This is a genomic window from Sphingobium sp. C100, assembly GCF_000508185.1.
Classification (GTDB): Bacteria; Pseudomonadota; Alphaproteobacteria; order Sphingomonadales; family Sphingomonadaceae; genus Sphingobium.
In genome coordinates this window covers 1-15,658 of sequence record NZ_AYOY01000135.1, presented here as the reverse complement: position 1 = coordinate 15,658, position 15,658 = coordinate 1, and the positions used below count along the sequence as shown (strand labels likewise).

The 15,658-nt window shown below is 66.4% G+C and carries 13 protein-coding genes; 12 read left to right on the top strand and 1 reads right to left on the bottom strand.

Features of this window, described 5'->3' with window-relative positions; all coding sequences use genetic code 11:
• Nucleotides 1-4: 4 nt before the first annotated feature.
• Nucleotides 5-1,015, bottom strand: coding sequence for a GNAT family N-acetyltransferase (locus C100_RS33500; protein WP_024019405.1), 1,011 nt, complete (start codon nt 1,013-1,015; stop codon nt 5-7).
• 100 nt (nt 1,016-1,115) lie between these two features.
• On the opposite strand from C100_RS33500, the gene C100_RS33495 reads away from it, so the two are divergent.
• The 12 genes from C100_RS33495 to xrtA all read left to right on the top strand — a co-directional run.
• Nucleotides 1,116-2,624, top strand: a complete 1,509-nt coding sequence (locus C100_RS33495) for an acyl-CoA ligase (AMP-forming), exosortase A system-associated (protein ID WP_031309193.1) — start codon at nt 1,116-1,118, stop codon at nt 2,622-2,624.
• Nucleotides 2,621-3,853, top strand: coding sequence for a pyridoxal-dependent decarboxylase, exosortase A system-associated (locus C100_RS33490; protein ID WP_024019403.1), 1,233 nt, complete (start codon nt 2,621-2,623; stop codon nt 3,851-3,853). The genes C100_RS33495 and C100_RS33490 overlap by 4 nt, the downstream gene beginning before the upstream one ends.
• Before the next feature lie 131 nt (nt 3,854-3,984).
• Entirely contained in the window at nt 3,985-4,629 is a 645-nt protein-coding gene (locus C100_RS33485; RefSeq protein WP_024019402.1) for an XrtA/PEP-CTERM system exopolysaccharide export protein, read from the top strand.
• 2 nt (nt 4,630-4,631) lie between these two features.
• Entirely contained in the window at nt 4,632-6,149 is a 1,518-nt protein-coding gene (locus tag C100_RS33480; protein ID WP_024019401.1) for an XrtA system polysaccharide chain length determinant, read from the top strand.
• A gap of 14 nt (nt 6,150-6,163) precedes the next feature.
• The gene (locus tag C100_RS33475) at nt 6,164-7,084 is read left to right on the top strand and encodes a P-loop NTPase (protein WP_031309191.1); all 921 of its coding nucleotides are present in this window, start codon (nt 6,164-6,166) and stop codon (nt 7,082-7,084) included.
• A gap of 53 nt (nt 7,085-7,137) precedes the next feature.
• Complete coding sequence (locus tag C100_RS33470; RefSeq protein ID WP_052028255.1) at nt 7,138-8,685, top strand: hypothetical protein; 1,548 nt, start codon at nt 7,138-7,140, stop codon at nt 8,683-8,685.
• Nucleotides 8,686-8,708: 23 nt separating this feature from the next.
• Entirely contained in the window at nt 8,709-10,418 is a 1,710-nt protein-coding gene (locus tag C100_RS49110; protein WP_024019398.1) for an XrtA/PEP-CTERM system-associated ATPase, read from the top strand.
• Nucleotides 10,419-10,455: 37 nt separating this feature from the next.
• Entirely contained in the window at nt 10,456-11,301 is an 846-nt protein-coding gene (locus C100_RS33460; protein WP_031309190.1) for an XrtA system polysaccharide deacetylase, read from the top strand.
• Nucleotides 11,298-12,368 (top strand): FemAB family XrtA/PEP-CTERM system-associated protein, encoded by a 1,071-nt coding sequence (locus tag C100_RS33455; RefSeq protein WP_024019396.1) that lies wholly within the window; start codon nt 11,298-11,300, stop codon nt 12,366-12,368. The genes C100_RS33460 and C100_RS33455 overlap by 4 nt, the downstream gene beginning before the upstream one ends.
• Nucleotides 12,369-12,384: 16 nt before the next feature.
• The gene (locus tag C100_RS33450; protein ID WP_024019395.1) at nt 12,385-13,458 is read left to right on the top strand and encodes a FemAB family XrtA/PEP-CTERM system-associated protein; all 1,074 of its coding nucleotides are present in this window, start codon (nt 12,385-12,387) and stop codon (nt 13,456-13,458) included.
• Nucleotides 13,455-14,681: a TIGR03087 family PEP-CTERM/XrtA system glycosyltransferase gene (locus C100_RS33445; RefSeq protein WP_024019394.1), complete on the top strand. Its 1,227-nt coding sequence runs from the start codon at nt 13,455-13,457 to the stop codon at nt 14,679-14,681. The genes C100_RS33450 and C100_RS33445 overlap by 4 nt, the downstream gene beginning before the upstream one ends.
• Nucleotides 14,678-15,658: exosortase A (xrtA, locus tag C100_RS33440; protein WP_037530132.1), on the top strand; the 981-nt coding region annotated here is incomplete at its 3' end. The genes C100_RS33445 and xrtA, both read left to right, overlap by 4 nt.

Sequence of the window (15,658 nt, the reverse complement as noted above, 5' to 3'; positions counted from 1 at the left end):
TGCGCTAACCTACAAGCGCGGAAATAGCCGTGCGCGCAGCCGGCAGCCAGCTTGATGCAAAGCGGGGGTTGAAGGCGTCGATCCGGTGGAGCGGAATGCGCTGCTCCATCCAGTCGGCCTTATAGCCATTATCGCCGGTGCCATAATCGATCATGGCGACGCGATCCTGGTCGATCGCCTGGGCGAACATGGCATGGCTGAGCAATGTCCCTGGCGACGCGCCGTCGAAAGCGCGATCGTGCGACAATTTGTGGATCAGCGCGACCCCGTTTTCGACCGTCCAGAGCTGGGTCGCGACGGCCCGGCCGTCGATGCGCGCAAAGCCCAGGCGCAACGTGCCGGCCGCGCTTTCCCGTTCGGCCAGCGCGTTCAGGAACGCCAGCCCCGAATCCGGTTCCGCCTCTTTCCAACTGCGCGCATGAACATCGACATAGTCGCGCCACAGCGCGGGCGTCAGCGTGCTGCTGATCGCCAGGGTGAAGGGGCTGGCCCGCCCCTTGCGTCTCACCAGGTTGCGCAGCCGGCCGGGGCGACCCGCCCAATAGGTCGCGAAATCGCGGCCCTCGACCCGCAACAAATGCCGCCCGCCCATGGGCCGGCCCACCGCCAGCCAGCCGGTGCGGCGCAACGCGGCCAGCAGAGGAGCGCTCTCCTCCAGCGGATAAAAGTCGACCTGCGCGCAGCTTGCCCGCAAATGCCGGGCAAGGGCGTCAAGCAATCGCTGTCGGGCGGGCGCATCGGGCGCGCCGCCAAAGACCGGCGCCCAGGCAAAGCTGTACCAGTTGGCCAGTGCCGTGGCGCGGCGCTGCGCGGGGGCGAGAAGGAACAACCAGGCCTCGCCATCGCCTTCCCGCGCGGCCAGCATCCTGACCGGCATAGCGGGAAAACAATGCCGGTGCAGCGCCTCGAACCAGTCCAGCCGGTCGAACAGCCCCGGCCGGTGCGCACGTTCGAGCCGGCCAGCAAGCGCCTGTCGCACTTCGGCAAAGCTGTGATATTCCCTTGGCGCCTGCAACCGACTATCTCCGCCCTGTCACGCGACGAATAGGAGAAAAATCTGCATATGGCGTTAAGTATCCGTGACTGAAGCTGTTCCCAGCATCGACGGCGCAGCTATGCGGCCGATCGACCATCTGTTGCTGCGCGGCGATCCGTCCGCCCCGGCGCTGGATGGCCGATCGGGCAGCTATGCCTATGCCGAACTGGAAGAGACGCTGGGCCGGCTCGCCGCTTGGCTGGCGGGCTTTGGTCTGGAGCCGGGCGCGCGGGTGGCGAGCTGGATGGCCAAGGGGCCGGTGGCGGCGCTCATGCCGCTGGCTGCCCCGCGCGCAGGACTGGTCCATGTGCCGGTCAATCCGCTGCTGAAACATACGCAGGTCGCTCATATCCTGGCCGACAGCGGCGCGGCGATGCTGATCGGCACGGCGATGCGGATCGACAGCCTCCGGCCCGACGACGTGCCCGCCGGGTGCCAGCTCCATCGTGAGGATGACGCCGCCTGCGCGATGAGCGGCGGCAAGGCGATCGGTCCATCATCGGCCGACCCGCAGGATCTGGCGGCGATCCTTTATACCAGCGGATCGACCGGGCGGCCCAAGGGCGTGATGCTGACCCACGCCAATCTGTGGCTGGGCGCTGTGGCGGTGGCCGATTATCTGAAACTGACGCCGCAGGATCGCACCGCCTGCGTGCTGCCGTTCAGCTTTGACTACGGTCAGAATCAACTGTTTTCCACCTGGATGGCCGGCGGCTGCGTCTATCCGCTCGATTATCTGACCGCGCGCGACGTCCTGAAGCTGATTGGTCGGCGCGACATCACGACGCTCGCCGGGGTGCCGCCGCTCTGGGTGCAGCTTGTCGAACTGGACTGGCCCGTTGAGGTAGCGGCGAAGTTGCGGCGCCTCACCAACAGCGGCGGCGCGCTTACCCGGCCGCTGGTGGCGAAGCTACGCGCATTGTTCCCGCAGGCGGAACTGTATCCGATGTACGGCCTGACCGAAGCCTTTCGCTCCACCTATCTGCCGCCCGCGCTGGTCGAGAGCCATCCAGATTCGATGGGCAGCGCCATTCCTTTCGCCGAAATATTGGTCGTGCGGCCTGACGGGGGCGTGGCGGCGGACGAGGAGCCGGGCGAACTGGTTCATTGCGGCCCGCTGGTGGCGCAGGGCTATTGGCGCGATCCCGCGCGCACCGCCGAGCGGTTCAGACCCGCCCCCGCAGCGTCGCGCTATGGTGGCATGGCGGTGTGGTCGGGCGACACGGTGCGGCGCGATGGCGCAGGCCTGCTCTATTTCGTCGGCCGAGACGACGCGATGATCAAGTCGGCGGGCAACCGCATCAGCCCGACCGAGATTGAGGAAGCCGCCGTCGCGGTGGCGGGCGTTGCCGAAGCGGTGGCGCTGGGCGTGAAGGATGAACGGCTGGGACAGGCGGTGCGCCTGCTCCTGCGAGGCGCGGAGTCCGGTCTGGCTGCTGCCGTCGCGGCGCATCTCAGGCAGGAACTGCCCAATTTCATGCAACCGAAAGACATCATCATGCTCGCCGAATTTCCCCGCAACCCCAATGGCAAGATAGACCGGGTGGCGCTGGCCGCAGCCTATTCGGCCCTGGAGCATGGCGCATGAAGCCCATGGGACCAATCCCGCCCTGGTTCGGGGCGGAGAACGGGATGCTGCTGATCGGCGGCTGCGGCGCGGCCAGCCTGGTGGACGAAGCGGGCGACACGCCGCTCTTTGCCTATGATATGAATATCATCCAGGCGCAGGTGCGGCGCTTTCGCGACGCCATGCCGGCGGCGGTCCATCTTCATTATGCGGTCAAGGCCAATCCCTTCGCCCCGCTGCTGGCGCGCATGGCGCTTCAGGTCGATGGGTTCGACATCGCGTCTGGCGGCGAATTGGAGATGGCGCTGGAAGCTGGCATGGCGCCCGAGCGGATCAGCTTCGCCGGGCCGGGCAAGCGCAATGACGAATTGTCCGCCGCCATTTTCGCCGGCGCGACCATCAACCTGGAATCCGAAGGGGAGGCGCGGCGCGCTCTGGCGGCGGCGGATGCGATCGGCAAACGGCCGCGTCTCGCCATCCGGGTCAACCCGGACTTCGACCTGAAGGGATCGGGTATGCGGATGGGCGGCGGGGCCAAGCCCTTCGGCGTGGATACCGACCGCGCGGCGGCGCTGGCGCGCACGGTGATCGATGCCGGCGCGGACTGGCGGGGCTGGCATATCTTTGCGGGCAGCCAGAATCTCGATCCGCTGGCGATCATCGAAACGCAAGCGGCGACGATCGCGCTGGCGGCGCGTTTGTCGGACGAGGTCGGGGCGTCGCCGCCATTGGTCAATCTGGGCGGCGGCTTTGGCCTTGCCTATTTCCCCGGCGACGAACGACTCGACATCCGCCCGATCGGGGTGGTGCTCGACACGGCGCTGGAAGAGCGGGCCGACATTCTCCACGACAGCGGCTTCGCGATCGAACTGGGCCGCTGGCTGGTGGGGGAGGGCGGCGTCTATCTGACCCGCGTCGTGGATGTGAAGGTCAGCCAGGGCGAAACCTTCGTGGTGGTCGATGGCGGGCTGCATCATCAACTCGCGGCCAGCGGCAATTTCGGCACGGTCGTGCGGCGCAACTATCCGATCGCCCTCGCCAACCGCTTCGGCGCCGCGCCGGCGGAGGAGCCGGTGACGGTGGTGGGATGCCTGTGCACGCCAATCGACCGGCTGGGCGACAAGGTGGCGCTGCCGCCGGTCGAGGAAGGCGACCTGATCGCCATCTTCCTTGCGGGCGCCTATGGTGCGTCCGCCAGCCCCACGGCATTTCTGGGCCATCCCGGTCCACGCGAACTTTTACTTGGCTGATTTACAGATGACTTGACTCCTAACGGTATCTTTACCCTTTACCGGCATGAAGAAGCCCAAAGCCCTGTGCTGTCGAGCCGCTGTCACCTCTTGGCGGCTGGCCGTGCATGGCCACGACAAGGGGTGAGATTATGCGTTTCGTTTCGGTTTCCAGGCTTCTGATCGGTGCATCTTTGCCCGCCGTCGCCTTGTCGGGTTGCGCCTCCGCGCCGTCCGGGCCGCAACTGCCGCCGGCTTCCTTCGTTTCGACGCAGGAAGGGCCGGGCGAGGAATATATCATCGGCCCGCTCGATGACCTCACCATCTTCGTCTGGCGCAATCCCGAACTGGGTGCCAAGGTGCAGGTGCGCCCCGACGGGCGCATCACGACGCCGCTGATCACCGACATGCCGGCCGTGGGCAAGACGCCCAAGATGCTGGCGGACGACATCAAGATCGCCCTGTCGCAATATATCGAGAACCCGCTTGTCTCGGTCATCGTCAATAATTTCAGCGGCACGTTCAGCCAGCAGGTGCGGATCGTGGGGGCGACGGACAAGCCGGCCTCCATCCCCTATCGGGCGAACATGACCCTGCTCGACGCCATGATCGCGGTCGGCGGCCTCAGCGAATTTGCGGCAGGCAACCGCGCGCGGCTGGTTCGCTTTGACAAGAATAGCGGCAAGCAGAAAGAATATCAGGTCCGCCTCAACGACCTGCTCAAGAAGGGCGACACCAAGGCCAATGTCATGCTGGCGCCCGGCGACGTCATCATCATCCCCGAAAGCATGTTCTGACCATGGCCGGCCTTTACGATGAACTGCTGATCCTGTTGCACGGGATATGGAACCGCCGCTGGATCGCGCTGGCGGTGGCCTGGGGCATATGCATGCTGGGCTGGCTGGGCGTGGCTTTGATCCCGAACAGCTATCAGTCCAAGGCGCGGGTCTATGTGAACACCCAGTCGCTGCTGGAGGACAAGATGGGCATCACCCAGGTCCAGTCGCAGCAGGATCTGGACCGGGTGCGCAGCACGCTGGCCAGCGCGGAAAATCTGGAAAAGGTCGTGCGCGGCACCGACCTGTCGCAAAGCGTCTCCGGCCCCCGCGACATCGCCGCCAAGATCACCAAGTTGCGCGAGAATATCACCGTGCTGGCGCAGGCCGATCCCAGCATGATCGACATCAGCGCGATTTCCAATGATTCCAGCCTGTCCGACGGCGCCAATGCCCGCATTGCCCAGCAGGTGGTGCAAAAGCTGATCGACATCTTCCAGGAAGAAAATCTGTCGGGCGACCGCAACGAAACCAAGCAGAGCCTCGCCTTCCTCGACCAGCAGATCGCGGCCCGTGGCAAGCAGTTGGAGGCGGCCGACCAGCGCCGCGTCGAATTTGCGCAGCGCTATGTCGGCCTGCTGCCGGGCGCCGGGTCCATCAGCCAGCGCATGGATGCCGCGCGGATGGAGGTTAACACCATCGATTCCCAGCTCGTCCAGGCGCAAAGCGCGCTGTCGGCGATGAACGGCCAGCTTGCCGGAACGCCGCAGACTCTGCCGGGCGTCGGCGCTTCGGGCGGGCCGTCGGCATTGTCCCAGGCCCAGTCGAACCTCGCCTCCATGAAGGCGCGCGGCTGGACCGACAATCATCCTGACGTGATCGCCGCCCGTCGCGAAGTCGATGCCCTGCGCAAGACCGGCGGCAGTGCGAGCGGCGGGGGCAGCACGCCCAATCCGGCCTATCTGTCCATCAAGTCGATGCAGGCCGAACGCGCCGCCACGGTGCAGGCGCTCCAGACCCGCAAGGCCCAGCTTCAGTCCGATCTCAACGCCATGATGGCGCGCCAGGTCGATGAACCGGGCATCGCGTCGGAGCAGGAAAAGCTCGATCGCGACTATGAAGTGCTCAAGACTCAATATGACAAGCTGCTTGCCGACCGGGAGGAAATCCGCCTGCGTGGCGAGGTGAAGACGGAAACCGGATCAGTCCAGTTCCGTGTCATCCAGCCGCCCAGCACGCCGACCGCGCCGACCGCGCCGAACCGGCCGCTGCTGCTGCTGGGCGTGCTGGTGCTGGGCATCGGCGCAGGGGTCGGCGTGGCGTTCGCGCTTGGCCAGCTCCGGGGCAGTTTCTCGACTGCGGCGCGGCTCGAAAAGGCGCTCGGGCTGCCGGTCGCCGGGTCGATCAGCCAGTTGCGCAGCGCGGCGCAGGTCGCGCTCGAAAAGCAGCGTCTCAAATGGTTTGCGGGGGCAAGTGGCGGTCTGGCCGCGGTCTGCCTGCTGCTGATCGCCGTTGAATTCGTCCAGCGCGGTATGGCGTGAAGGAACCGGACCCCATGAACCAGCATAGCTCCATCAAGGGTCGCGGATCGCTCATCGAGCGTGCGACCGAAATCTACGATTTCACCGCCGCGCTGAAAGGACGCGCGGCGCCCGCCGTCGATGTGCCGGCCGACTTGCCGCTGCCACCCGTTGAACCGCCGGTGCCGCCGGCCGATGCCTCCGGCGCGCCGGCGCCCCGCGCGCTCGATTGGACCGGCCCGATCCAGCCAATCGACCGGGACGCGCTGATCGAGGGCGGCTTCCTGCTGCCCGATTCTCCCGTGACCGCGATGAGCGAGGAGTTTCGCCTGCTCAAGCGCGACCTGCTCACGCAGTTGCGGGGCAATGCGCGCGGCAACAATATCCTGGTCTGCTCGCCCAATAGCGGGGAGGGCAAGAGCTTTTGCGCCATCAATCTGGCGCTCAGCCTAGCGGCGGAAAAGGATCATGAAATCCTGCTGGTCGATGCCGATTTCGGCAAGCCGGGCATCCCGGCGACGCTGGGGCTGACCGCCGGACCGGGCTTGATGGACGCACTGGCTGATCCGCTCATCGCGATCGAGGATTGCATCATCCGCACGGACGTGCCTTCGCTCGCCGTGCTGCCCGCCGGCGCGCGCAGCAACAATGACACCGAATATCTCGCCTCGGCCCGGACCCAGCAGCTGCTGTCGCGCCTGACCGAAGGACGCCCCGAACGCATCCTGATCTTCGATTCCCCGCCGCTGCTCGCCGCTTCGCCCGCCGCTGTGCTGGCCAGCCATGCCGCGATCGCCCTGCTGGTGGCGCAGGCGGACAAGACCAGCGAAAGCGCGCTGCGCGAAGCGGTCGGCCTGCTCAAGGGTGGGGTGCAGGTTCGCCTGCTGCTCAATGCGGTCCGCTTCACCGCCGGGCGCCGCTTCGGCAATTATTATGGCAAGGGGGATGAACGGTGACAATCCGCCGGACCCTGTCCCGCGTCGCTCTGACCGCCTGCACGCTGGCGGCCATGCCCGCCGGGGCGCAGGAATCACGCAGCGAACGGCGCGTCGATGTCGTGCCCTATCTGGGGGTGGATCAGGTCGTCACCGGTCCGCTGAAGGGCGGCGGCGATGTGCTGACCTATACCAATGTCACCGCCGGCGTGACGGCTGAGGTGCAGAACCGCCGGGTCGAGGCGGCGATCGACTTGCAATATAATCACAGCTTCGGCTGGGGCAGCCGCGCGTCCGACCAGGACGTCCTGAGCGGCATCGCCAACGCGAATATAAAAGTGGCGCGGGGCCTGTCCTTTCAGACCGGCGGATTGGCTACCCGCGTGCGGACCGACGGGCTGTCGGGCGCGCTGGCCCAGCGGGACACTTATACCAGCCAGGTATGGGCGGCCTATGCCGGGCCATCCTACACGACCCAGATTGGCGACCTGAACCTTAACGCATCCTACCGCTTGGGCTATGCCCGCGTCGATGACGATGTAGACCTGAATAATGCCAATGCCCAGCCGGACGGCTCCTTCGCCGACAGTTGGACGCACAGCCTGCTCGGGTCGGTCGGCTTTTCGCCCGACACAGTGCTGCCCGGCATCGGCCTGACCGCCAGTGCCGGCTACGACCGGGAGGATGCGCGTCAGCTCGACCAGCGGTTCGAGGATGCGTGGGGCCGCATCGACGCTACCGTGCCGGTGTCGCCGACCGTGGCGCTGGTGGGTGGCGTTGGCTATGAGGAAATCAAGATCAGCCAGCGTTCGCCGGTGCTGGACGAAGATGGCGTGCCGTTGATCCGCAACGGCCGCTATGTGACGGACGAAAGCTCGCCGCGCGCATTGGTCTATGATTTCGACGACATCATCTGGGACGTGGGCGTGCTCTGGCGGCCCAGCCGGCGGACCTCGCTCCAGGCGCGGGTGGGGGAACGTTATGGCGGCATGACCTATCAGGGCAGCTTCCTGTGGCAGGGCCGCGACAGCCATTTCGCGCTGGTCGTCTTTGACGGCATCGATAGTTTCGGGCGGCTCGTCACCGCCGATGTCGCGGCATTGTCGGGCAGCAGCTTCGATGTGGCGCGCAATCCCTTCACCGGCGACGTGACCGGCTGCGCCTTCTCCGTGACCGGCGGCGGTCAGTGTTTCAACGATGCGCTTTCGGGCATAACCGGCGCCAATTTCCGCTATCGTGGCGTGTCGGCGCAATATGCGCTGCGCCGCGGGCCATGGGGCTGGGGCCTTGGCGCGGGCTATTCGCAGCGCAAATTCATCACGCCGCAGGGCGAGATCGTGCTGGTGCGCGGGTCGCGGGACGAAAACTGGTTCGGCAACGGGTCGATGACCTATATGTTCAACGATCGCGACAGCCTGGATACGGTTGTCTACATCAACTATTTCGACGCGAGCGGCGGACGGCCGGACGTGCTCAACTATGGCGCGTTCACCAGCTACTACAAGGGGTTGGGCCGCCGCCTGTCGGCATCGGCCTCGCTTGGCTTGGATGGCGTGCAGGCCGACGACATCGACACGGTGATCAGCGCCATGGGGCAGGTCGGCCTGCGCTACAGCTTCTAGCGCGAGCGGGTGGAGACGAAGACATGTACGAACAATTTTATGGATTGCAGGGCCGCCCGTTCCAGCTGACGCCGGACCCGCATTATTATTTCGAGAGCGCCACCCATCGCAAGGCGCTGTCCTATCTGGGCTATGGCCTGGCGCAAGGTGAAGGTTTCATCGTCATCACCGGCGACATTGGCGCTGGCAAGACGACGCTGGTGGGGCATTTGATGCAGACGATCGACCCGTTGCGGCTGACGGCGGTCAAGATCGTGTCGACCCAGGTCGAAGGCGACGACATGCTGCGCCTTGCCGCGCAGAGCTTCGGCCTGGCGACGGAAGGCTTCACCAAGGCGGCGACCCTGCAAAAGATCGAAGGCTATCTCCATGGGCAGGCGCGCGCGGGTCGGCGGACGCTGCTGATCGTCGATGAAGCGCAGAATCTGGCGGTGTCCGCGATTGAGGAATTGCGGATGCTGTCCAATTTTCAGCTCGGTGGCCAGTCGCTGCTTCAGATATTCCTGCTGGGACAGCCCGAATTTCGCGACCTGTTGAAGTCGCCGGACCTGGAGCAGTTGCGCCAGCGGGTCATCGCCACTCATCATCTGGAACCGATGCTGCCGCGCGAGGTGGAGCCTTATGTCCTCCATCGCCTCGGCATCGCCGGCTGGGCGGGCGACCCCGCTTTCACCCCTGCCGCCTTCTCCGCCCTGTATGCTGCGACCGGCGGCGTGCCCCGCCGGCTCAACGCGCTGCTGAGCCGCGTGCTCCTGCTCGGCGCGATCGAGCATCTGCACGAGATTGACGCGGACTCCGTGGCGGCGGTCGTCGCCGACATGGGGCTGGATGTGGACCTGGCGCCCGAACCGCTGGCGGCATCGGTGCTGGACGAGATGGTCGAACCCGAGGAACTGGAGACGGTCGAAGCGGAACAGTCCGTCGAAACGGAACCGTCCGTCGAAACGGAAGAATTCGTGACCGCCGACGACGAAGCCGGCGGATCTGAGGCCGATCTGGTGGAGGCGCAGATGTGGGATGTGGATCGCTCGGACGCCGAGGCGCGCTGGGACGACGCGCAGTCCGCCGAGATGATGGATGACGATACCGGGCATGAGCCGGGGGAACCGGCCTGGTCGGCCGCTCCCTTCGCGCCCCCTGCCGATCATGACGCGCCCGCGCCCTTCGCCCCGCCTGCCCACGTTGCGCTCCATGCCGCGTCCGCCGCGTCGACCGATGATGAGTGGGTTGAGGATTTCGCACTGGAACTGGCGCCGCCCGCTTTCGCCGCGCCCCAATCCCTTGCGGCGGACAAGTGGGACGTGAACGCCGAGATTGCGGAGATGGAATCCTCCCTCGCCGCGTTCGAGGAGGAGGAGGCTGTGGAAACGGCAGAAGCAGAGGCCGAACAGGCGGATGCCGACGCGCCCGTCGAAGCCGCTTTGGCGCACGAAGCGGAGGCCGAAAGCCTGACCGCGTTGCGCCACGACATGCTGGACGAGATTGCCGCCTTGCGCGCCGAAATCGCTTCGCTCCGTGCAGTGCAGTCCCATGCCCCCTTCGCCCCGGCGCAGACCATCGATCCCGAAGCGCTCAAGAGCTGCTTCACCCTGATCGAGGAACGGCTTTCGTCGCTGGAATTTCGCGCCGAGGAACAGGATGTGGCGCTGCGCCGCGTTCTCACCCTGCTGGTCGAATGGGTCGAGCGCGAGGATCGCATGGAAGACGTCGCGCGGGATGCCGCCGTCGCCTGAGCGCAGCGGCATAGGCGCAAGCCAAGGTGGGAATGACATGCGCAATGCCCTGTCGGTCGATGTGGAGGATTGGTTCCAGGTCGGCGCTTTCGAACGCACGATCGACCGTGCCGACTGGGACGGGCTGGCCCATCGCGTCGAACGCAATACCGACGCCGTTTTGGCGCTGTTCGCGGAAGCGGGCGTCAGCGCGACCTTTTTCACCCTGGGCTGGGTGGCGGAACGCTATCCGGCGCTGATGCGGCGGATCGTGGCGGCCGGGCATGAAGTGGCGAGCCATGGCTATGACCATGCGCGCGTCTTCACATTCACCCCCGACCAGTTCCGCGCGGATCTGCGCAAGGCGCGGACGATCCTGGAGGATGCGAGCGGACACGCCGTGACCGGCTATCGCGCGCCCAGCTTTTCGATCGACCCGCGCGCGCCCTGGGCGCATATGATCCTGGCGGAGGAAGGCTATCGCTACTCCTCCAGCGTCGCGCCGATCCGCCACGATCATTATGGCTGGCCCGATTCGCCGCGTTTCGCGTGGAAGCCGGTGGCGGACTCGCCACTGGTGGAACTGCCGGTGACGACCGCGAAATGGGGCGGGCGCACTCTGGCGGCGGGCGGCGGCGGCTTTTTCCGCCTGCTGCCCTACGGCTTTTCCCGCTGGGCGATCCGGCAGGTGAACCAGCAGGCTGGCCGGCCCGCCATCATTTATTTTCATCCCTGGGAAATTGATCCGGGCCAGCCGCGCGTGGCCGGCGCGCCGCTGCGCTCGCGCATCCGCCACTATAGCAACCTGTCGGCGATGGCGGGCAAGCTGCGGCGCCTGACGCGCGATTTCGCGTGGACGCGGGTCGATGCGCTGGCCGACGCCGAAGCCGCGCGCGCGCCATGATACAGGGCGCCGTCGCCGGTATTTCGGTCGCTCAACTCGACCTGCGCGATCCGGCGCAGGCGGCGGCGGCGGATGCCTATGTCCTCGACCGCGCCGGATCGACACCTTTTCATCGCCCGGCCTGGCTGGCCGCGATCGAGGAAGCGACCGGGAACCGGGCGCTGATGCTTGCGGCGGTTGCCCCGTCCGGGCGCATCGCGGGCCTGTTGCCTCTGCATCATATCAAAAGCGCCCTGTTCGGACAGGCGCTCGTCTCGACCGGCTTTGCCGTCGATGGCGGCATCGTCGCGGATGACCAACGGACAGTCGCCATATTGGCGGCGGCGGCGCAGGATATGGCGCGCGAACGAGGCGGTCTCGCGCTCGAACTGCGCGGTGGTCCGGCACCGGGTGAAGGCTGGGAACGGCGCGAGGGCCAGCATCTGGGCTTCGTCCGCCCGCTCGCATCGGATGACGAGGCTGAACTGCTCGCTATCCCGCGCAAGCATCGCGCCGAGCTGCGCAAGGCGCTGGCCAACCCCGCGCTGACCGTGGACATCGGCGCCGACAGGCGCCATCTGCGCGACCATTTTCACGTCTATGCGACCAGCGTGCGCAACCTTGGCACCCCGGTCTTCCCCGCCCGGCTGTTCCGCGCGGTGCTTGACCGGTTCGGCGATGATGCGGACATATTGATCGTGCGGGATGGCGGCCGGGCGGTGTCCGCTGTCCTTACCCTTTATCATCAGGGGCGCGCCATGCCCTATTGGGGCGGCGGCACTGCCGATGCCCGGCGGCTGCGATCCAATGAACTTCTTTATTACCGGCTCATGGGTCACGCCCGCGCTCGCGGCATGAACGCGTTCGACTTCGGCCGGTCCAAGGTCGGCAGCGGCCAGGCGGCCTGGAAAAAGAGCTTCGGTTTCGAACCAGTGCCGCTTGTCTATCATGGCTGGTCCGTCATCGGCGCGGGTCGGGATGTCGATCCTAACAGCGCCAAATATCAACGTCGGATCGCATATTGGAAAAAATTGCCGCTGCCGGTGGCCAATCTGGTCGGCCCGCTGATCGCGCGTGGTTTGGGGTGAGTGCTGGGGGGCTGAGATGAACGCGATGGTCGATCTGGATATCATTGTAGAAGCGGCCCGGCTGTCCGATCCCGCGACGGTCGCGGAACTGGACGGCTGGGTCATGGCGCATCCCGGCTCGACCCCCTTTCACCGCCCTGGCTGGATCATGGGGGTGGAAGCGGGCACGGGCCAGAAGGCGAAGATGCTGGTCGCGCGGCGGCCGTCGGGCGATGTCGCCGGTGTGCTGCCGCTCACCCATATTCGCTCCACCCTGTTCGGCCGTGCCCTCGTGAGCAGCGGCTTCGCGGTCGATGGCGGCATATTGGCCGGTCATCGCAAGGCTGCGCCCGCGCTGGCGGAGGCCGCCTGGACGATGGCCCGGCAATTGGGGTGCGCCACAGTGGAACTGCGCGGCGGCGATGCGCCCGCCGCGGACATCTGGCAGAATAAGGCGGACGCCTATCTCGGTTTTGCCCGGCCGCTTGCCGCCGATGATGAAACCGAACTCAAGTCCGTGCCCAAGCGGCACCGTGCTGAAATTCGAAAGGGGCTGGCCAACGACCTGTGCTTTGAGATCGGCCGGGACAAGCGGCTGCGCGACATTCATTATCGGCTCTACGCCCAGAGCGTGCATCATCTGGGCACGCCGGTTTTCCCGCGCGCGCTGTTCGATGGCGTGCTCGACCAGCTCGGCGATGCCGCCGACATCGCTTTGGTGTCGAAGGACGGCAAGCCGCTATCCGCCGTCATCAGCCTCTATCATCGCGGCGCCTGTATGCCCTATTGGCATGGCGCGGCGGATGGCGCGCGCATGATGCGATCGAATGAAGCGCTATATTTTCGGCTGATGGGCAGCGCGCGGGCGCGCGGCTGCACCATTTTCGACTTTGGCCGGTCGAAGGTCGGGACGGGGCCGGCCGCGTGGAAGAAGAGCTGGGGCTTTGACGGCGAGCCGCTGGGCTATCACCTGCGCACCATGCCGGGGCAGGAAACGCGCGACGTCAATCCGCTCTCTCCCCAATATCGGCGCAAGGTGGAGCTTTGGAAGAAGCTGCCCTTGTCGATGGCGAACCTGATCGGCCCGCATATCGCACGGGGACTGGGGTGAACGGCGACATCCTCTTCCTTTGCCATCGGATACCCTTTCCGCCCGACCGCGGCGACAAGATCCGCTCCTGCCATCTGCTCAAGCGCCTGGCGGAGATGGCTCCGGTGCATGTCGGCTGTTTCGCCGATGATGATCGCGACATGGGCTTTGCCGGCGAACTGGCGCAGGTCGCCGCCAGCCAGTGCATCTTGCCGCGCGACCGCTCCAGGGTCGTCGCAGGCCTGACCGGCCTTGCCAGGCGCCAGTCGATGCTCATCGCCCTGTTCGATCATCCGGGGCTGCACCAATGGGTCGCGCAGACCCTGGCCGAACGGCCGATCCGCGCCGTCTTCGCCTATTCCGCGCAAATGGCGCATTTCGTGCCGGTGCTGCCGCCCGATGTTCGTTTCATGATGGATTTCGTCGATTTCGATTCCGCCAAATATGCCGCCTATGGCGACCAGGGCAGTGGACCCATGGCGTGGATCAATCGGCGCGAAGGCCGCCTGTTGTTCGATTTCGAACGCCGCGTCGCCCGGCGCGCTGCCGTCTCCAGCTTCGTGAGCGAGGCCGAGGCGCAATTATTCCGCGCAGCGACCGGGCTGAATACGCGCCAGGTCATGGCGCTCGAAAATGGCGTGGCGCTCGACTATTTTGATCCCGCCGCTGAAGTCGCGCCGATCGAACCGGGGCAGGGGCCACTGCTCGTCTTCACCGGGCAGATGGACTATCGCCCCAATGTGGAGGCGGTGGAAAGCTTCGCGTGTGAGGCTCTGCCCGCCATCCGCGCCGTTCGCCCGGACACCCGCTTCGCCATTGTCGGGCGCAATCCCGTCAGGTCGGTGCAGGCGCTCGCCGACCTGCCCGGCGTGATCGTGACCGGCGGCGTGCCGGACGTGCGCGGCTGGCTGGCGGCGGCCGATGTGGTGGTCGCGCCGCTGCGGATCGCGCGCGGCATCCAGAACAAGGTGCTGGAGGCCATGGCGATGGGCCGGCCGGTGGTCGCCTCCCCGCAGGCGGCCGAGGGGATCGACGCCGTGGACGAAGATCATCTGCTCGTCGCCGCCGATCCGGCGGAAGAGGCGGCGAAGGTGCTGGCGCTGCTGGCCGATCCCGCCCGCGCCACCGCGCTGGGAACGGCAGCGCGCGCCCGGATGGAGGCGCGCTATCGCTGGTCGGCGACGCTGCGGCATCTGCCCGACATGCTGTTAGGCCGGGCGGCGGCCGGGGCGTGTATGGCATGACCGGGCAGGTGATCGCGCCGGATCGTTCGCGCTATCTCGATCTCACGGGCTGGCGTGGTCATCTCGTCGCGCTCGGCGCGGTCGCGCTGGCCATATTGGCCCTGTTCTTTGGCGACGTGCGCAGCATGGTGTCGATCTGGTGGAACGCCTCCACCTTCGGCCATTGCCTGTTCATTCCCCTGCTGATCGCGTGGCTGGTGCAGCAGCGTCTGCCCGGCCTGCGCCAGTTGCGGCCGGTCGCCTGGACGCCGGGGCTGTTATGGCTGGGAGCGGGCGCCTTCGCCTGGCTGCTGGGCGCGGCGGCCGGTGTGGCGATGATCCGCCATGGCGCGCTGATCGTCATGCTTCAGGGCGCGACCATCGCGCTGCTTGGCCCGGCGGTCGCGCGCGCCTTGCTCTTTCCCCTCTTCTACGCCTTCTTCATGGTCCCTTTCGGAGACGAGATCGTGCCGCCGCTGCAATTGCTGACGGCGCGGCTTGCGATGCTGCTGCTCGATCTCAGCGGCGTGCCGGCGCATCTGGAGGGCATCTTCATCACGACGCCGACCGGCTATTTCGAAGTGGCGGAGGCCTGTTCGGGCGCGAAGTTCCTGATCGCCATGACCGCCTATGGCGTGCTGGTCTGCAATGTCTGCTTCCGCCGCTGGAGCCGCCGCATCCTCTTCATGGTCGGCGCGCTCTGCCTGTCGATCCTGGCCAATGGCGTGCGCGCCTATGCCACCATTTTGGTCGCGCATCTGACCACGGTCGACGCGGCGGTCGGCTTCGATCATGTCGTCTATGGCTGGGTCTTCTTCGCCATCATCATGGTCGTGGTCATGGCGGCCGCCTGGCCTTTCTTCGATCGGCGACCCGGCGACCCCTGGTTCGATCCCGCTGCGCTCCAACGCGCGAACGCAGGCGACGGCCCGTTGTTTCGGGTCACGGGCGGCGCGCTGGCGCTGATCCTGGCCGCGCCGCTCTGGCTCGCCGCCACC